This window comes from Pseudomonas serbiensis (genome assembly GCF_030580745.1).
In the GTDB taxonomy this organism is placed as follows: domain Bacteria; phylum Pseudomonadota; class Gammaproteobacteria; order Pseudomonadales; family Pseudomonadaceae; genus Aquipseudomonas; species Aquipseudomonas serbiensis.
Map to the genome: position 1 here is coordinate 68804 of NZ_JAUQOO010000012.1, position 18602 is coordinate 87405.

An 18602-nucleotide genomic window follows, 5' to 3' on the forward strand; every position below is an offset into this window, starting at 1 on the left:
AAGCTGTAGCTTACAGAAAAAGCCTTTTTTGGTCTACCACCAATGAGCCCGAAAACCCACGGAATGCGACAAGGCTAAATCCGGCACTCACAATCAGCGCAGCTCCAGCACATCCTGCATGTCATAAAGACCAGGAGCCTTGCCATCGAGCCACATGGCAGCTCGCACAGCACCCTTGGCAAATGTCATGCGGCTGGATGCCTTGTGGGTGATTTCCACGCGCTCGCCATCGGCAGCGAACAAGACCGTATGATCACCCACGATATCGCCAGCCCTGATGGTCGCAAAACCAATCGTCTGACGATCACGGGCACCAGTCTGGCCTTCACGACTATGGACAGCGACCTTCTCCAGATCACGACCCAACGCCTCGGCAACCACTTCCCCCATGCGCAATGCAGTGCCCGAAGGGGCATCGACCTTGTGCCGATGGTGAGCTTCGGTGATTTCGATATCGACATCATCACCCAGCACGCGAGCCGCCGTATCCAGCAGCTTCAGGCAGAGGTTCACACCCACACTGAAGTTGGCAGCGAAAACGATAGGGATCTCTTTCGCCGCCTCAACCAGCTGCAGCTTCTCTTCAGCACTGAAACCCGTGGTGCCGATGATCATGGCCTTGCCCGCCTTGCGGCAGAAAGCCAGATTCTTGAGCGTCACGGTAGGATGCGTGAAGTCGATCAAGACATCGAACTCATCGGCAACCCGGGCAACATCACCCGACAACGGCACGCCGATACGACCCAGCGCAGCCAGCTCTCCGGCATCAGCGCCCACCAGCGTGCTATCAGGACGATCAATGGCAGCAGTCAGCCCGGCGCCCGGCGCCGACAGAACCGCCTCAATCAAAGTCTTACCCATGCGCCCCGCGGCGCCTACCACAGCAATACGTCGCATAACCTTCTCCTGCCGAATCAGCCCTTACAAGTCACCGAAGAAACGCTTCACACCCTCGAACCAGCCACTGGCCTTCGGAGAATGAGAGTCGTCGCCTTCAAGCGAGGTACGGAACTCTTCGAGCAGTTCACGTTGACGCTTGCCGAGATTGACCGGGGTTTCAACCGCGACACGACACATCAAGTCGCCAGCGCCGCCGCCACGCACCGGAGCCACACCCTTGCCACGCAAGCGGAACTGCTTGCCGGTCTGAGTACCCTCAGGGATCTTCAACTTGACCCGACCATCCAGCGTCGGCACTTCAAGCTCGCCACCCAGGGCCGCATCAGTGAAGCTGATTGGCACTTCGCAATACAGATGCTTGCCGTCGCGCTGGAAAATGGCGTGCTCACGCACATTGATCACAACGTACAGGTCGCCGGTCGGCCCACCCTGAGAACCCACCTCACCTTCGCCGGACAGGCGAATGCGGTCACCGGTATCGACACCTGGCGGAACCTTGACCGAGAGGGTCTTGGATTCTTCGACACGACCTTCGCCATGGCACGAATCGCACGGATCGGAAATGATCTTGCCGTGACCATGGCAACGAGGACAGGTTTGCTGCACGGAGAAGAACCCCTGCTGCATGCGCACCTGACCAATACCGCCGCACGTCGGGCAAGTGACCGGCGAAGAGCCTTTCTTCGCGCCACTGCCATCGCAAGGCTTGCAGTTGACCAGCGTCGGAACACGGATATTCACGGTCGTACCGCGAACCGCTTCTTCAAGGTCCAGCTCAAGGGTATAGCGCAGATCGCTGCCGCGCTGCGCGCCACCACGACCGCCACCACCACGACCACCGCCGAAGAAGTCGCTGAACACATCACCGAAAATATCGGAGAAGTTCGCACCGCCAGCACCACCACCGAAACCGCCGCCACCCATGCTAGGGTCTATGCCGGCATGGCCGTACTGATCGTACGCCGCACGCTTGCTGGCATCGGACAGGACTTCATAGGCCTCATTGGCCTCTTTGAACAGCTCTTCCGCAGCCTTGTCATCAGGGTTGCGGTCCGGGTGGTGCTTCATCGCAAGGCGGCGATAAGCCTTCTTCAGCTCAGCCTCGCTGGCACCTCGCTCCACCCCCAACACTTCATAATAATCACGCTTTGCCATAATTCTTCCGCACTCTTGAGGACGTTCGGCAAGACCCTCCTGAGCCTCGCCAAACTCGTTGAGCCCCATACAGGCCCGGACCCAACTCACGTCAATTCAACGATCCTGGTCTTCATTCGACAGCCAGTTACCTGGCTGAGAAAGCGGCAGAACGAGTCGTCACGCAGGAGCATCACGACCTTGCCACATGGCCTGCGGACAAAAATCCGCACGCCGAAATTTTGCTTGTTCCAGACACGCCAACGCGGGAGCAAGCTCCCGCGCGGCGACATCCTACCAGCCACCGCTCGGAACGGGTCAACTGGCTTTCAAGCAAGCATGTGCTTACTTGTGGTCTTTCACTTCTTCGAACTCGGCATCGACAACGTCATCAGCCTTGGCTTTCTCTTCAGCAGGCTGAGCAGCAGCCTCTGGGTTCTCGGCCTGCTCAGCGTACATTTTCTGAGCGATTGGCGCGGAAACCTTGGACAGCTCTTCGATCCTGGCTTCGATAGCAGCCTTGTCGTCGCCTTTGACGGCAGCTTCCAGAGCAACCAGAGCAGCCTCGACAGCAGTCTTCTCTTCTGCGGTCACTTTGTCGCCAGCATCGCTGATCATCTTGCGAGTCGAGTGAACCAGTGCATCACCCTGGTTACGGGCAGATGCCAGCTCTTCGAACTTGCGGTCTTCTTCGCTGTTGGCTTCAGCGTCGCGGATCATCTGCTGGATTTCTTCATCCGACAGACCCGAGTTGGCCTTGATCACGATGGACTGCTGCTTGCCGGTCGCCTTGTCTTTCGCGCCTACGTGCAGGATGCCGTTGGCGTCGATGTCGAAGGTAACTTCGATCTGTGGAACGCCACGTGGCGCTGGTGGGATCTCGGCCAGGTCGAACTTGCCCAGGGACTTGTTCTGACCGGCTTGCTTACGCTCACCTTGCAGCACGTGAATGGTTACAGCGTTCTGGTTGTCATCGGCAGTCGAGAACACTTGCGATTTCTTGGTAGGAATCGTGGTGTTTTTCTCGATCAGCGCAGTCATCACGCCGCCCATGGTTTCGATACCCAGAGTCAGCGGGCTGACGTCCAGCAGCAGAACGTCCTTGACGTCACCGGCCAGTACCGCGCCCTGGATAGCAGCACCCATGGCAACAGCTTCGTCAGGGTTGACGTCTTTACGAGCTTCTTTACCGAAGAACTCTGTCACCAGCTTCTGGACCAGCGGCATACGAGTCTGGCCACCGACCAGGATCACGTCGTTGATCGCGCCGATGTCGATGCCGGCATCTTTCAGAGCAATACGGCATGGCTCGATAGTGCGCTGAACCAGGTCTTCAACCAGAGATTCCAGCTTGGAGCGCGAGATTTTCACGTTCAAGTGCTTTGGACCGGTAGCGTCTGCAGTGATGTACGGCAGGTTGACGTCGGTCTGCATGCTGGAAGACAGCTCGATCTTGGCTTTTTCAGCAGCTTCTTTCAGACGCTGCATCGCCAGCGGGTCACCTTTGAGGTTCATGCCGCTTTCTTTCTTGAATTCGTCGACGAGGTAGTCGATCAGACGAATGTCGAAGTCCTCACCACCCAGGAAGGTGTCGCCGTTGGTTGCCAGCACTTCGAACTGGTGCTCGCCGTCAACTTCAGCAATTTCGATGACCGAAACGTCGAAAGTACCGCCACCCAGGTCATAAACGATGACAGTGTGGTCGCCCTTCGCCTTGTCCATGCCGTAAGCCAGAGCGGCTGCGGTTGGTTCGTTGATGATACGTTTGACGTCCAGACCCGCGATGCGACCGGCATCCTTGGTGGCTTGACGCTGGCTGTCGTTGAAGTAGGCCGGAACGGTGATGACCGCTTCGGTGACGGTCTCGCCGAGGTAGTCTTCGGCGGTCTTCTTCATTTTCTTCAGGATTTCGGCAGAAATCTGAGGAGGAGCCATCTTCTGGCCATTTACTTCAACCCAGGCGTCGCCGTTGTCAGCCTTGGCGATCTTGTACGGAACCATCTGGATGTCTTTCTGTACGACGTCTTCTTCGAAGCGACGGCCGATCAGACGCTTTACTGCGTACAGAGTGTTGTGCGGGTTGGTTACTGCCTGACGCTTGGCGGACTGGCCGACCAGGATTTCACCATCGTTGGCGTAGGCAATGATCGAAGGAGTAGTACGAGCGCCTTCGGCGTTCTCGATAACCTTGACGTTGCCGTTTTCCAGAATAGAGACGCAGGAGTTGGTGGTCCCTAGGTCAATACCGATAATCTTGCCCATCTTTGACTCTCCCGAAACTTTTGATTTGGTTGCCGCAACTGCGTTTACAAATTGCGGTAGCTCTTAAACGCTTGGCCTATAAATGGGGGCCAGACAGCTGATTTCAAGCCTGCTCATCAATTGATGGCGAAACAGGCGACGGTGCCTTGCTGACCACGACCATGGCCGGACGCAGCAGACGACCGTTGAGCTGATAACCCTTCTGGAACACTTTCAGAACGCTGTTTGGTTCGACATCCGCGCTTTCCTGCATCGCCATTGCCTGATGATGTTCGGCATTGAATGGCTGGCCGTGCGGGTCGATTGCTTCCAGTTGATAGCGCTTGAGGGTGTCGTTGAACATCTTGAGCGTCAGCTCGATACCTTCACGCATCGGACGAATGCTTTCGTCGTCCGGGCTGGACAGGTCCAGGCCACGCTCCAGGCTGTCCACGATAGGCAGCAGATCGCCAGCGAACTTTTCAAGAGCGAATTTGTGAGCCTTTTCCACATCCTGTTCTGCACGACGACGTACGTTCTGCAGATCCGCAGCAACACGCAGGGACTGGTCTTGTGCCGCAGTCAATTGCTCTTCGAGCACCTGCACACGAGTTGCCAGATCATCACTCGAAGCTGTCTCGCCAGCCTGATCCTGGGTTTGCGCATCCAGATTCTGTTCGTCAGCCATAGTGTTCTCCTCTCAAAAACGTCCGCGAACCCATCTCGCGCTTCTGCCCCCCTATATGGGAACGTATTTTCAGGCTTCAAGGGCCCGACACGATGGATATGTGCATTGCCTGAAAATTTTCCTCTGCCGTCGAAGCGCTGAGCGGACCAGTTTTCATTACTGCCAGGACTAAAAAAGCTCGTTACCCGATCAAATCGAGCTAAGTGCAAGCATTGTCAGAACCAAATAAAACACTGTATAAATAACCAGACAAATCGCTTGGGAGCCACTCCATGCTGGTGCACCTTTCCGTACATAACTACGCCATCGTCGAACACCTTGATCTGGAACTGGATCGAGGCATGAGCGTAATCACTGGCGAAACCGGTGCCGGCAAGTCGATCATGCTCGACGCCCTGGGCCTGACGCTCGGCGACCGCGCCGACAGTGGCGTCGTCCGCCCCGGAGCCGACAAGGCCGATATCCTGGCCACCTTCGATCTGTCCGATATTCCCGAAGCGCAAACCTGGCTGAAAGAGCGCGACCTGGACAACGACGGCCCGTGCATTCTGCGACGGGTCATAACAACCGAAGGGCGCTCGCGCTCCTACATCAATGGCACGCCCTGCCCCCAAGGCGACCTGAAAGCACTCGGCGAACTGCTGATCGATATCCACAGCCAGCATGAACACCAGTCACTCCTGAAAACCGACACCCACAGACGCCTGCTGGACGAGTACGCCGGCGCGACCGAACTGGCACGCCAGGTTCAACTGGCAGCCCAGCGCTGGCGCCAGACCCGCCAGGAACTGGAGCGACTCTCCAACTCCGGCGACGAACAGCGTGCCAGACACCAGTTGCTCAGCTATCAACTGGAAGAGCTGGAAGGCCTGAGCCTGGGCGAGAACGAGCTGGAACAGCTTGAGCAGGAACACAAGAACCTGACCAATGCAGAAAGCCTGCTGAGCATCTGTCGTCAGGTCGTCGAACAGTGCAGCGAGAGCGATTCGGGCAATGTCCTGAACGCCCTGACCGCCAGCCTGAATCGCCTCGGCAGCATCAACAACTCACCAACCGCCCTGAGCGAAGCCACCGGCCTGCTGTCCAGCGCGCAGATACAGATAGAAGAAGCCGTTGGAGAGCTGAATCGTTTCCTGGATCATTTCGACGCAGACCCTGCACGCCTGCAACAACTCGAAGAGCGCCTGGACAGCATCTATACGCTGGCCCGCAAACACCGCATCCAGCCAACCGAACTGAGCACATTGCAGCAAAAGCTTCTGGACGAGATCGAAACACTCAATGCCAACGATGAATCCATCGAGCGGCTTGAGCACGAACTGGCTTCATTTGCACGCCACTATCAGGAAAAAGCCAGGGAACTGAGCGATTCGCGCCAACGCGCCTCAACCGAACTGGCCAGCGCCGTCGAGGAAGAAATCCAGCGCCTGGGCATGCCAGGCGGTCGATTCACCATCGAGTTGAAACCCAATACCGGCAACGACCTGCTTCCCCACGGGCTGGAACAAGTCGAATTGCTGGTCAGCGCCAACCCCGGGCAGCCACTGAAAGCACTGGCCAAGGTAGCCTCGGGTGGTGAGTTGTCACGGATCAGTCTGGCCATCCAGGTGATCACTGCACAGACCTCCCGCGTGCCTACTCTGGTATTTGACGAAGTGGACGTGGGCATCGGCGGCCCGACAGCCGAAATTGTCGGCCAGCTACTGCGCCGCCTGGGCGAGCGCGGGCAAGTCATGACCGTCACCCATCTGCCGCAGGTCGCCGCACAAGGTCATCAGCATCTGTTCGTACACAAGGTCAGAGGCAGCGATGCAACGCGCACCGCTGTATCGAAACTCAACAAGAATGAACGCATAGAAGAAGTGGCACGCATGCTCGGCGGCATCGACCTGACCAAGGAGTCTCTGGCTCACGCGAAGAAAATGGTCATCACCGCAAAAAACTGATGCCCCACAAAGCACAAAGGCGACCCTGAGGTCGCCTTTGTCGTCGCTGGCTTACGCCTTTTTGTTACGAACGTAGAGCACAAGATTGTGATCCACCAGATCGTAACCGTGTCTCTCGACGATTGCCTTCTGCAGCTTCTCGATCTCTTCGTCGAAGAACTCGATCACCTCGCCGGACTCCACATTGACCATATGGTCGTGGTGGCCGCCATCAGCCAGCTCGAACACAGCATGACCGCCGTCGAAATTGTGGCGAACCACCAATCCAGCAGCTTCAAACTGAGTCAGAACACGGTAGACCGTGGCCAGACCGACATCCTCGCTAGCCTCCATCAGCGCCTTGTAGACATCTTCGGCACTCATGTGGCGCTGCTCGGCAGAATCGAGCATTTGAAGGATTTTGACCCGAGGCAATGTCACCTTAAGTCCTGCTTTACGTAGTTCGCTATTTTCAACCATGGTCAGCTTTCTCGCAGACGCTGCTTCGCAGCTTCTCTTAATGCAGGTATGATCCGGGTTTACGTTGTCCCAGCCAAGATAGTGGAAGTCGCCCACCGATGCAAAACACCAAGCTCTTGCTAACCAGTTTCACCCTTGTGGGACTGCTCGCACTCGCCGGTTGTTCATTCCCCGGGGTTTACAAAATCGACATCCAACAGGGAAATGTCGTTACGCAGGATATGATAGACCAGTTACGTCCCGGAATGACCCGGCGACAAGTACGGTTTATCATGGGCAACCCCCTGCTGACTGACACATTCCACACTGATCGCTGGGACTACCTGTACAGTCTGCAGCCCGGTGGCGGTGAACGCCAACAGGAACGCATCAGCCTGATCTTCAATGGCAATGATCAACTGGTCAGCCTTTCCGGAGACTTCATGCCCGGCGTGAGCCGTGATGAAGCCATTCTCGGCAATCGCAGCAACCAGACAGTCCCGGCTGAAGCCCAGCCACAGCAGGCACCCGAAGCGCCAGCCAAGCCAGGCTCGCTGCTGGACCAGATCCAGAAGGATGTGGACAGCGTCGAAACTGTTCCGGTCCCTGTGCAGGAACCTCTGGAAACAACTCCGCATTAATCGGAAACAGTTTCAACAAGAAAGCCCGGCATGCCGGGCTTTTTGCTGTCTGGAGTTTGGAAAAACTCAGGGCATGGCATCTCTGTTCAAGCGTGCCTTTGCAGCACGCAGGCGCCGCACCTCCATCGGGTCAGCCAGCAGCGGGCGATAGATCTCGATGCGATCACCCGCCTCAAGCACACGCACCGAAGGATCTTTCACCACCTTGCCAAAAATGCCCACAGGGCATTGAGCCAGATCCAGTTCAGGAAATTGCTTCTGTATGCTCGAAACGACAAGAGCCTGCTGCACCGATGAGCCAACAGGCACAGCAACGGTGAGCAACACCTGATGATCAACGGCGGCATAAACCACCTCGATCTCGATCATCTCGTCAGACATGCAGCTCTTTGGCTCGCTGGCAAAAGGCATCGACAAGGGTATTCGCAGCCTGATTGAACAGTGGCCCCAAGGTGGCACGCACAATGGAGCCAGCATAATCGAAGGTAAGGTCCAGGCTGATCTTGCAGGCCTTTTCACCCAGCGGCTTGAATGTCCAGACACCATGCAACTGGTTGAAAGGCCCTTCCACCAGATCCATCACAATGGACTCTCCTGGCACGAGTACATTGCGCGTTACAAATTTCTGGCTAAGGCCCCCCTTGGCGACCTCCAGACTTGCGCGCATGTGCGTCTCGCTTTCTTCAAGCACCACCGAGGAAGAACACCAGGGCAGAAACTCGGGATAGCGAGCCACATCATTGACCAGGTCGTACAGAAACCGGGCCGGATACGGCAAAAGAGCCGAGCGCTGAATATGCGTAGTCATGTGAGCGTCATTTCCAAAGCTGAGCGGCAAACAAAGAGTAAGCATTGTCCGGGATTCATCCATCGTGCTCAAGCGCACGCTTTCCCGTAGCCGACATTGAAGCAACTCCCTATAATGCCGCCCCTATGGCTAAGCTCAAGAAACATCCCACAGGGACCATCGCGCAAAATAAAAAGGCGCGTCACGATTACTTCATCGAACACAAGTTCGAGGCCGGTCTGGTCCTGGCTGGCTGGGAAGTAAAAAGCCTGCGTGCCAACAAGGTACAGCTGGTCGACAGTTATGTGCTGCTCAAGGATGGCGAGGCCTGGCTGATGGGCAGCCATATCACGCCGCTCAAGACCGCCAGCACACACGTCATCGCTGACCCGACACGCACCCGCAAACTGTTGCTGAACCAGCGCGAGCTTGAAAAGCTCACAAGCTCGGTGCAGCAGAAAGGTTATGCCTGCGTAGCCCTTTCCCTTTACTGGAAGCAGCACTTGATCAAGTGCGAAATTGCTCTGGGTAAAGGCAAGAAGGAATACGACAAGCGCCATACCGAGCGAGAGCGCGATTCGGATCGCGAGCTGCAACGGGCTGTGCGCAGCAAGGGCAAGGACGACTGATCCAAGCCCTTTATGCAGGAGCGAATTCATTCGCGAATGACTGTTTTCGCGAATGAATTCGCTCCTACGGTGATCCATCACATATTATTGCGGCGCTCCGCACGCGCTGTGCGCTGAACCTGTTGCCGCACTTCTTCCAGCACTTCCTGCACATAGGTCAGGTGGCGGCTGGACACCTCCCGCGCATCCTCGGCGCGCCCTTCGATAATCGCCAGATACAACTCACGATGCTGCTGAATGAGCATGTCGCGGGTTTCAGTGCGGTGCTGGTACATGCCGCCAATATTGATCACCACATTGCGCTTGAGCAGGTCGAACAAACCACGAATCGTATGCAGCAGCACTGTGTTATGGCTGGCCTCGGCAATCGCCAGGTGGAAACTGGCATCGGCAGCACCCTCCTCGGCCCGGCTCACTTCATCAGTGCTGGTGTAGCAATCCTGCAACGTATCGAACGCTTCACGCAGGCGCTCGCGATCCACATCGGTGGCACGCAGGGCCGCGTAGTAGGCGCAAGAGGCTTCCAGAGTGTGGCGAAACTCCAGCAGGTCTCGCTGGGCATCAGGGCTGCTTTCCAATAGATGAAGCAGCGGGTCGCTGAAGGTCGAGCCCAGGTTCTCGACCACATAGTTACCACCACCCTGACGACTCACCAGCAGCCCCTTGGCAGTCAGCTTCTGGATGGCTTCGCGCAGCGAAGGACGCGAGACACCGAACTGCTCGGCAAGGGCTCGCTCTGCTGGCAGGCGTCCACCTGACTTGAGCGTGCCTTCAAGAATCATTCGCTCCAGCTGCTCGACAATGTCATCAGACAAACGGCGCTGACGCACCTGATCAAAACCCATAACCCCTCACTTCACACCCAGCTCTATTAGCGGGACCGCACATTCTGGCTTATCGCAGGCCTTCAGGCATCAGCCAGATGCAGCAGGCTAACCGCATTTTCCTGCGCACCCGACCAAAGTCCTGACGAGACAAATTGACACATCAATAGCAAGGCTTCTAACCTAGCGATCAGACATTGTAAATTGGTATTACCAATTTTCCAATGCCAGCGTCCGATGGCTGACCTCCATCACGCCGCAAGACCTTTCGATCAGAAAGGCTTGAGCTGGTGAACTGTGCGATTCGTCCACCATGCGCACGACACAGAACACCGGGCCTTACCAAAAACAATTAGGGGCCACCTACATGCAGACTTGGCAACAACTCTATACACCTCTGGGCAGCCTGGGCCTTTCAGCCACCGCTGCGCTCATCCCCATCGTCTTCTTCTTTCTGGCACTGGCCGTCTTCAGGCTCAAAGGCCATGTCGCGGGCAGCATCACACTGGCGCTGTCGGTTCTGGTTGCGATCTTCGCCTTCCAGATGCCTGCCGACATGGCTCTGGCCGCCGCTGGCTACGGGTTCGCCTATGGCTTGTGGCCCATCGCATGGATCATCGTCGCGGCGGTCTTTCTCTACAAACTGACAGTCAAAAGTGGTCAGTTCGAGATCATCCGCAGTTCGGTCATGTCCATTACCGATGACCAGCGCCTGCAAGTGCTGCTGATTGGTTTCTGCTTCGGTGCCTTCCTGGAAGGCGCAGCCGGTTTCGGCGCGCCAGTCGCGATTACCGCAGCCTTGCTGGTCGGGCTGGGGCTCAACCCGCTGTATGCCGCCGGCCTGTGCCTGATCGCCAATACTGCTCCCGTAGCCTTTGGCGCTCTGGGCATTCCGATCATTGTGGCCGGGCAGGTTTCGGGGATCGATGCGTTCAAGATCGGCGCCATGGCCGGCCGCCAGCTACCGCTGCTGTCAGTGTTCGTGCCGTTCTGGCTGATGTTCATGATGGATGGCGTACGAGGTGTCAAAGAAACCTGGCCTGCCGCACTTATTGCCGGCTTCAGCTTTGCAGTCACCCAGTATTTCACCTCCAACTTCATTGGCCCCGAGTTGCCGGACATCACTTCGGCGCTGGTCAGCATCGTGTCGCTGACACTGTTCCTGAAAGTCTGGCAGCCGCAACGTGCTTCGGACGCGGTCGTCGTCAGCGGTGGCTCGGCAGCTGTCGCGGGCAGCGCCGGTGGTTTCGGCCAGCCACGCACCACCGTCAAGTCACCCTACAACCTGGGCCAGGTCATCAAGGCCTGGTCGCCCTTCCTGATCCTGACCGCCATGGTCACGGTCTGGACGCTCAAGCCCTTCAAAGCGATGTTCGCGGCGGGTGGTGCCCTGCAAGCCTGGACCATCAATATCACGGTCCCGTATCTGGACCAACTGGTGATCAAAGGCACGCCCATCGTTGCCAAGGCCACCGCCATGCCAGCGGTCTACAAGTTCGACCTGATCGCCGCGTCGGGCACCGCGATTCTGTTCTCGGCCATCCTGGCCATGATCGTCTTGCGCATCAGCCCCAGGATTGGTCTGACCACTTTCAAAGAAACCCTGATCGAGCTGCGCTGGGCCATCGTCTCCATTGGCATGGTGCTGGCCTTCGCCTTCGTCATGAACTACTCGGGCATGTCCTCGACACTGGCGCTGGTACTGGCCGGCACGGGCTCTGCGTTCCCGTTCTTCTCGCCGTTCCTCGGCTGGCTGGGCGTGTTTCTGACGGGCTCCGATACTTCGGCCAATGCCTTGTTCGGTTCCCTGCAAGCCACTACTGCCCACCAGATCGGCGTCAGTGATGTGTTGATGGTCGCCGCCAACTCCAGCGGTGGCGTGACCGGCAAGATGATTTCGCCGCAATCCATAGCCGTGGCCTGCGCCGCGACAGGGCTGGTCGGCAGGGAGTCGGACCTGTTCCGCTTCACCCTCAAGCACAGCCTGTTTTTCGCCACCATCGTGGGCTGCATCACTTATGCACAGGCCTACTGGTTCACCGGCATGATCGTTCACTGATTACAAAAAGACGCGAAGCCCTGACGCCGGCCCCAACCACCGGCGTCAGCCATTCATGCCCTGAGCGGATAACCGGGCCCACCCGGAGAAACACCTGATGAGCGAGCTTTTCTACAACGCCTCACCCAATGCCACCCGCGTCGCGCCACCGCGTCATGGGCCACGGCAATACCCGACTGAAAAACCGCAGCGGGTTTACCTGTTCGGCACCTGCGTGGTCGACCTGTTTTTCCCTGACGCCGGGATGGACGCCATTCACCTGCTTGAACGCGAAGGCATCCAGGTCGACTACCCGCAAGAACAAAGCTGCTGCGGACAACCGGCCTACACCAGTGGCTACACCGAGCAAGCCCGGGAAGTGGCACGCGCTCAACTGGCGCTGTTCGCGGGGGACTATCCGGTCATCGTGCCTTCCGGCTCCTGCGCCGGAATGTTTCGCGAACATTATCCCGAACTGTTCAAGGACGAGCCTGACACCCTCGAACAGGTCCGCGCCCTGGCCGCACGAACCTATGAGCTGACCGAATTCCTGCTGTTCGTCTGCAAGGCCCGACTGAACGATCAAGGCCAACCGATCAGGATTGCCCTGCACACCTCCTGCTCGGCGCGTCGTGAAATGAACACCCACCTGCATGCTCGCGAACTGCTGTCGCAACTGGGCAACGTCGAGCGTGTGGATCACGATCATGAAAGCGAATGCTGCGGCTTCGGTGGGACATTCAGCGTGCGTATGCCGGATATTTCCGGAGCGATGGTGGCAGACAAGACCCGCGCCCTGAAGGAGTCCGGTGCCGACCAGATTCTCACCGCCGATTGCGGCTGCCTGATGAACATCAACGGCTCGCTGGAGAAACAACGCGAATCCCTGCGCGGCCTGCATCTGGCCAGCTTCTTGTGGCAACGCACCGGAGGACAGCGATGAACACGCAAACCCGAATTCCGGCCGTGGAAGTCGAGACAGACTTCCGCTCCCGCGCCCATCAGGCCCTTGGCGACACCCAGTTGCGCGGCAACTTCCGACGCGCCATGGACTCGCTGATGACCAAGCGTGCAGCAGCCTTCAGCGACCCCGAAGAACGTGAAGACCTACGCGAACTGGGCAATGCGATTCGTGCACGGGCCTTGTCCAGACTGCCGGACTTGCTGGAACAGCTTGAACGTAACCTGATCCGCAACGGCGTCAAGGTGCATTGGGCCGAAACCGTCGAGCAGGCCAATGACATCGTGCTGTCCATCGTCAACGCCCACGAAGCCAGGCAAGTGATCAAAGGCAAGTCGATGGTCAGCGAAGAGATGGAGATGAACGATTTCCTGGGCGAGCGCGGCGTCGAGTGTCTGGAAGCGGACATGGGCGAATACATCGTGCAGATGGACCACGAAAAGCCCTCGCACATCATCATGCCGGCCATCCACAAGAACGCCGGTCAGGTGGGAAAACTGTTCCATGAAAAGCTGGGTGTCGATTACACCACCGACGTCGACCAGTTGATCCAGATCGGCCGTCGTGTGCTGCGCCAGAAATTCTTTGAAGCGGATATCGGCGTCTCCGGTGTCAACTTCGCGATAGCCGAAACCGGCACCTTGCTCCTCGTCGAGAACGAGGGTAACGGGCGTATGGTCACCAGCGTACCACCCGTGCATATCGCCGTGACCGGCATCGAGAAAGTCGTCGAAAACCTGCGCGACACCATCCCCTTGCTGTCACTGCTGACCCGCTCGGCACTGGGCATTCCGATCACGACCTACGTCAATATGATCTCCGGCCCGCGCAAGCCCCACGAACTGGATGGCCCGCAGGAAGTGCATCTGGTGCTGCTGGACAACGGCCGCACCCAGGCCTTTGCCGACAGCGAATTGCGCCAGACCCTGAACTGCATTCGTTGCGGCGCATGCATGAATCATTGCCCGGTCTATACCCGCGTCGGCGGCCACACCTACGGCGAGGTGTATCCCGGCCCCATCGGCAAGATCATCACGCCGCACATGGCGGGCCTGAGCAAAGTGCCGGATCACCCCAGCGCCTCATCGCTCTGCGGTGCATGTGGCGAAGTCTGCCCGGTGAAGATCCCGATTCCCGCCTTGCTGCGCCGCCTGCGCGAAGAAAACGTCAAGGCACCGGATGCACCCGACCGCGTGATGCGCGATCAGGGTCGCAAGTACTCGCGCAAGGAACGCCTGATCTGGAATGCCTGGTCGAAACTCAATACCTCGCCGGGCCTGTATCGCGCATTCGCTTACCTCGCCACACGCTTACGCAGCCTGATGCCTGGCGATGTCGGGCCATGGACACAAAACCATAGCGCCCCAAAACCCGCAGCCCGCTCCCTGCATGAAATGGCACGCGAGCATCTGAAAAAGCGGCCCGGAGAACTCTGATGAGCGCCAAGCAAAACATCCTCGCCAAACTGCGTCAGAGCCTGACAGGAACGACGCCGATTGCTGACAATTTCAATGAAGCCCTGGTGACAGACCCCTGGACCTACGCTCCTGAAGAGCGGGTCGCCCAGCTACGCAAGCTGATGGAGGCCGTGCATACGGAAATCCACCTGTGTACGGAATCGGACTGGCCCCGAAGGCTTGGCGAACTGGTGCATGATCGCCAACTGCCCAGCCTGCTGATCGCACCCGGCACCGTCCATGGGCAGCGTGTCGCCGGACACTGGGCGACACGCCCCGAACTACCACCGCTCAAGACTTACGACCGCCCCATCGAGCAATGGAAAAAAGAGCTGTTCGATGACACGCCAGCCAGTTTCACCGGCACCGTCGGGGCGATTGCTGCAACTGGCAGCCTGATCATCTGGCCGACCCGCGAAGAGCCGCGCTTGATGAGCCTGGTACCGCCTGTGCATTTCGCCCTGCTCAAAGCCAGCGAGATCTACAACAACCTCTACGAAGCCCTGCGCAAACAGGACTGGACCGGCGGCATGCCGACCAATGCCCTGCTGGTTTCCGGCCCATCCAAGACTGCCGATATCGAACAGGTGCTGGCTTACGGCGCCCACGGCCCCAAAGACCTTGTGGTCCTGATAGTGGAAGACGCATGAGCCTGTCAGAAAACTTCATCCGCGAAGCCCGACGCCTGATCCCCGAAAACCGCCGCTTCGACGATCCCCTTTCGACACTGGCCTTCGGCACCGACGCCAGCTTCTATCGGCTGATCCCCAAGCTGGTGATCCGGGTCGAGTCCGAAGACGAAGTGGTGGCCCTGCTCAAGCTGGCCCAGACCGAGAAAGTCCCGGTGACCTTTCGCGCAGCAGGCACCAGCCTTTCCGGCCAGGCCATCAGCGATTCGGTATTGCTGGTGCTGGGCGATAACTGGAACGCCCGCGAGGTTCGTGAACAAGGCGCGCAGATTCGTCTGCAACCCGGCGTCATCGGCGCACAGGCCAATGCCTGGCTGGCGCCGTTCGGACGCAAGATCGGACCGGACCCGGCATCGATAAACGCCTGCAAGATCGGCGGTATCGTCGCCAACAACGCCAGCGGCATGTGCTGCGGCACAGCGCAAAACACCTACCACACGCTGGCAGGAATTCGCCTGGTGCTGGCTGATGGCACACGTCTGGACACCGAAGACCCGGCCAGCGTGCAGGCCTTTCGCGCCAGCCATATCGTCCTGCTGGAACAACTCGCCCACCTGGGCCGAAAAACCCGCGCCAACACCGAACTGGCCGCCAGAATTCGCCACAAATACCGCCTGAAAAACACCACGGGCCTGTCACTCAACGCCCTGGTGGATTTCGATGAGCCGCTGGATATCCTCAGCCATTTGCTGGTCGGCTCCGAAGGCACGCTGGGCTTCATCAGCGCCGTGACCTACAACACCGTGCCCGACCATCCGCACAAGGCCTCGGCCTTGATCGTCTTCCCGGACGTGGAAACCTGCTGCAACGCCGTCACCGTACTAAAAAGCCAGCCGGTCGCCGCCGTCGAACTGCTGGACCGACGCAGCATGCGCTCGGTGCAGGACAAACCCGGCATGCCAGCCTTTGTCCGCGAACTATCGGAAAACGCTTGCGCGTTATTGATCGAAGCACGGGCGGCGTCCGAGGCTTTACTGCATGAGCAACTGGCACAAATCATGGCGTCGCTGGCGTCCTTCCCCGTCGAGAAACAGGTCGACTTCACCGAAGACCCGCTGGAAAACGCACGCCTCTGGGCCATTCGCAAAGACACCTTCCCCGCCGTAGGAGCCGTACGCCAGACCGGCACCACTGTCATCATCGAAGACGTCACCTTCCCGGTCGAACAACTGGCCATTGGCGTTCGCCGCCTGATCGCGCTGTTCGACAAACATCACTACGACGAAGCCATCCTGTTCGGCCATGCGCTGGAGGGCAACCTGCACTTCGTCTTTACCCAGGGCTTCAACAATCCCGAAGAAATCGCCCGTTATCAGGCCTTCATGGAAGACGTTGCAGAACTGGTGGCCGTGGAGTTCGGCGGTTCACTCAAGGCCGAGCACGGGACCGGACGCAACATGGCACCCTTCGTCGAAAAGGAATGGGGCAGCGACGCCTATCAATTGATGTGGCAACTCAAACGCCTCCTCGACCCCAACGGCATCCTCAACCCGGACGTGGTGCTCAGCACCGATCCGCAGATCCATTTGAAGCACCTGAAACCGCTGCCAGCAGCTGACGAAATCGTCGACAAGTGCATTGAGTGCGGTTTCTGTGAACCGGTCTGCCCTTCCAAAGGCCTGACCTTGAGCCCGAGGCAACGCATCGTCATCTGGCGCGACATTCAGGCGAAGAAACGGGCCGGAACCGACACCCAGAAACTGGAGCGCGATTACCACTATCAAGGGATCGACACCTGCGCCGCCACCGGCCTGTGCGCCCAACGCTGCCCGGTTGGCATCAACACCGGCGAACTGGTCAAAAAGCTGCGCCATCAGGAAGCACACCATGCCAGGACAGCCAACTGGCTGGCGCACAACTTCAAGACAGCGGTACAAGGCGCACGCTTTACCCTGCATGCCGCCAACGGCGCGCGCATGCTGCTGGGCGCGCCGCGACTGGCAAAACTGTCAGCAAAACTGAGCAAGGTTTCAGCCGGCCGCATCCCGCAATGGACACCGGCCATGCCACAGCCGGAACAGGCCATCCGCTTCACCCCGCCCATCGAGGACCAACGTCCCAGAGTGGTTTATCTGGCAGCCTGCGTCTCTCGCGTGATGGGGCCAGCGGCCACTGATCGCGAGCAAACCTCTCTGCTGGACAAGACCCGTGGCCTGCTGGAAAAAGCCGGTTATCAGGTCGTCTTCCCGGACAATCAGGACAGCCTGTGCTGCGGCCAGCCTTTCGCCTCAAAGGGCTACAACCAGCAAGCCGACGAGAAACGCCAGGAACTGCTGGCCGCGCTGATCAAAGCCAGTCGCGGAGGGCTGGACCCGATCTATTGCGACACCAGCCCTTGCACCCTGCGACTGGTGCAAGACCTCAAGGACACACGCCTGGACCTCTACGACCCGGTGCGATTCATCCGCACGCACCTGCTGGACAAACTCACCTTCACCCCGCAACAGGAACCCATTGCCGTTCACGTCACCTGCAGCACCCAACACCTTGGCGAAAGCCAGGCACTGATCGAACTGGCTCGCTTGTGCAGCATCAACGTGGTCATCCCGGAAGGCATACATTGTTGCGGATTCGCCGGAGACAAAGGCTTCACTACCCCCGAACTGAATGCCCACGCCTTGCGCTCTCTCAAGGGTGCGGTGCAGTACTGCAACGAAGGTATCTCCACCAGCCGCACCTGTGAAATCGGCCTCTCACAACACAGCGGCATCGACTATCACGGGCTGGTTTACCTGGTCGACCGGGTGACGCAGGCGAAATCCGCATGATGGCAACAGGCATTACAGGCATGAAAATAAATAGAACCCCTGCGTTTCAGCACAGTCCACCCTTGTAAGCCCGTATTTGAATGGGCTTCCCCAACCCATGGGCAAAGAGCCCAAGCGACCGGTAATCAAGGAGAGACATATGAAGCGTACTGCCCTGACTGGACTACTCCTCAGCTCTGTCATGCTGGCTTCCCCGGTGTTCGCCGCCGATGACCTGTGCGGCAGCAACTTGCAGACCATCAAGGACGCCCAGGTTTCCACCAACGTGAACCTGAGCCCCGACCTGAAACAGTCCCTGGCAAAAACCGAAACCGACGCACGGGCCGCCCAGGCCAAAGGCGATAAAAAAACCTGCATCGAACTGACCACCCAAGCCATCACCGAACTGAAAAACCTCGGCTCGGGCAGCGAAGGCGGCAACCGGTAAGAAAGCGCCTGACAAGGCCAGCCAGCGCGCTGGC

At 58.4% G+C, this 18602-nt stretch carries 17 protein-coding genes; 9 read left to right on the forward strand and 8 right to left on the reverse strand.

Annotation, left to right across the window (positions count from 1 at the left end; translation table 11 throughout):
• Positions 1-93: 93 nt before the first annotated feature.
• The 4 genes from dapB to grpE all read right to left on the reverse strand — a co-directional run bounded on the left by dapB (position 94) and on the right by grpE (position 4963).
• Complete coding sequence (gene dapB, locus Q6A51_RS16405) at positions 94-897, reverse strand: 4-hydroxy-tetrahydrodipicolinate reductase (protein WP_201005542.1); 804 nt, start codon at positions 895-897, stop codon at positions 94-96.
• Positions 898-921: 24 nt separating this feature from the next.
• Positions 922-2055 carry a molecular chaperone DnaJ gene (dnaJ, locus tag Q6A51_RS16410; protein WP_025258488.1) on the reverse strand — a complete coding sequence of 378 codons (1134 nt, stop codon included), beginning with the start codon at positions 2053-2055 and terminating at the stop codon, positions 922-924.
• Positions 2056-2379: 324 nt separating this feature from the next.
• Positions 2380-4296, reverse strand: a complete 1917-nt coding sequence (gene dnaK, locus Q6A51_RS16415; RefSeq protein ID WP_201020547.1) for a molecular chaperone DnaK — start codon at positions 4294-4296, stop codon at positions 2380-2382.
• Positions 4297-4399: 103 nt separating this feature from the next.
• A complete protein-coding gene (grpE, locus tag Q6A51_RS16420; RefSeq protein ID WP_201020548.1) occupies positions 4400-4963 on the reverse strand; it encodes a nucleotide exchange factor GrpE in 564 nt (187 codons plus the stop codon).
• Between the two features lie 272 nt (positions 4964-5235).
• On the opposite strand from grpE, the gene recN reads away from it, so the two are divergent.
• Positions 5236-6909 (forward strand): DNA repair protein RecN, encoded by a 1674-nt coding sequence (gene recN / locus Q6A51_RS16425; RefSeq protein WP_304575276.1) that lies wholly within the window; start codon positions 5236-5238, stop codon positions 6907-6909.
• Between the two features lie 51 nt (positions 6910-6960).
• On the opposite strand, the gene fur is transcribed toward recN, so the two are convergent.
• Positions 6961-7368, reverse strand: coding sequence for a ferric iron uptake transcriptional regulator (gene fur / locus Q6A51_RS16430; protein WP_025258484.1), 408 nt, complete (start codon positions 7366-7368; stop codon positions 6961-6963).
• A gap of 98 nt (positions 7369-7466) precedes the next feature.
• Between fur and Q6A51_RS16435 the strand changes: the two genes are divergently transcribed.
• Positions 7467-7988 carry an outer membrane protein assembly factor BamE gene (locus tag Q6A51_RS16435; protein ID WP_201020550.1) on the forward strand — a complete coding sequence of 174 codons (522 nt, stop codon included), beginning with the start codon at positions 7467-7469 and terminating at the stop codon, positions 7986-7988.
• A gap of 66 nt (positions 7989-8054) precedes the next feature.
• Here the strand turns inward: Q6A51_RS16435 and Q6A51_RS16440 are convergent, their stop codons facing one another.
• Positions 8055-8369, reverse strand: coding sequence for an RnfH family protein (locus tag Q6A51_RS16440; RefSeq protein ID WP_304575277.1), 315 nt, complete (start codon positions 8367-8369; stop codon positions 8055-8057).
• Positions 8362-8796, reverse strand: coding sequence for a type II toxin-antitoxin system RatA family toxin (locus Q6A51_RS16445; RefSeq protein ID WP_201020552.1), 435 nt, complete (start codon positions 8794-8796; stop codon positions 8362-8364). The genes Q6A51_RS16440 and Q6A51_RS16445 overlap by 8 nt, the downstream gene beginning before the upstream one ends.
• Positions 8797-8921: 125 nt before the next feature.
• Between Q6A51_RS16445 and smpB the strand changes: the two genes are divergently transcribed.
• Positions 8922-9404, forward strand: coding sequence for an SsrA-binding protein SmpB (gene smpB / locus Q6A51_RS16450; protein WP_025258480.1), 483 nt, complete (start codon positions 8922-8924; stop codon positions 9402-9404).
• A 77-nt stretch (positions 9405-9481) separates the two neighbouring features.
• Here the strand turns inward: smpB and Q6A51_RS16455 are convergent, their stop codons facing one another.
• Positions 9482-10249, reverse strand: a complete 768-nt coding sequence (locus Q6A51_RS16455; RefSeq protein ID WP_201020553.1) for a GntR family transcriptional regulator — start codon at positions 10247-10249, stop codon at positions 9482-9484.
• A gap of 346 nt (positions 10250-10595) precedes the next feature.
• On the opposite strand from Q6A51_RS16455, the gene Q6A51_RS16460 reads away from it, so the two are divergent.
• From Q6A51_RS16460 to Q6A51_RS16485, 6 genes are all read left to right on the forward strand, one after another.
• The gene (locus tag Q6A51_RS16460) at positions 10596-12287 is read left to right on the forward strand and encodes a lactate permease LctP family transporter (RefSeq protein WP_304575278.1); all 1692 of its coding nucleotides are present in this window, start codon (positions 10596-10598) and stop codon (positions 12285-12287) included.
• Positions 12288-12384: 97 nt separating this feature from the next.
• Complete coding sequence (locus Q6A51_RS16465) at positions 12385-13209, forward strand: (Fe-S)-binding protein (protein ID WP_304575279.1); 825 nt, start codon at positions 12385-12387, stop codon at positions 13207-13209.
• Positions 13206-14663, forward strand: coding sequence for a LutB/LldF family L-lactate oxidation iron-sulfur protein (locus Q6A51_RS16470; RefSeq protein ID WP_095068117.1), 1458 nt, complete (start codon positions 13206-13208; stop codon positions 14661-14663). The genes Q6A51_RS16465 and Q6A51_RS16470 overlap by 4 nt, the downstream gene beginning before the upstream one ends.
• Positions 14663-15334 (forward strand): LutC/YkgG family protein, encoded by a 672-nt coding sequence (locus Q6A51_RS16475; protein ID WP_304575280.1) that lies wholly within the window; start codon positions 14663-14665, stop codon positions 15332-15334. The genes Q6A51_RS16470 and Q6A51_RS16475 overlap by 1 nt, the downstream gene beginning before the upstream one ends.
• Entirely contained in the window at positions 15331-18141 is a 2811-nt protein-coding gene (locus Q6A51_RS16480; protein WP_304575281.1) for an FAD-binding and (Fe-S)-binding domain-containing protein, read from the forward strand. The genes Q6A51_RS16475 and Q6A51_RS16480 overlap by 4 nt, the downstream gene beginning before the upstream one ends.
• Before the next feature lie 139 nt (positions 18142-18280).
• Positions 18281-18568, forward strand: coding sequence for a hypothetical protein (locus Q6A51_RS16485; RefSeq protein WP_025258473.1), 288 nt, complete (start codon positions 18281-18283; stop codon positions 18566-18568).
• Positions 18569-18602 lie beyond the last annotated feature (34 nt).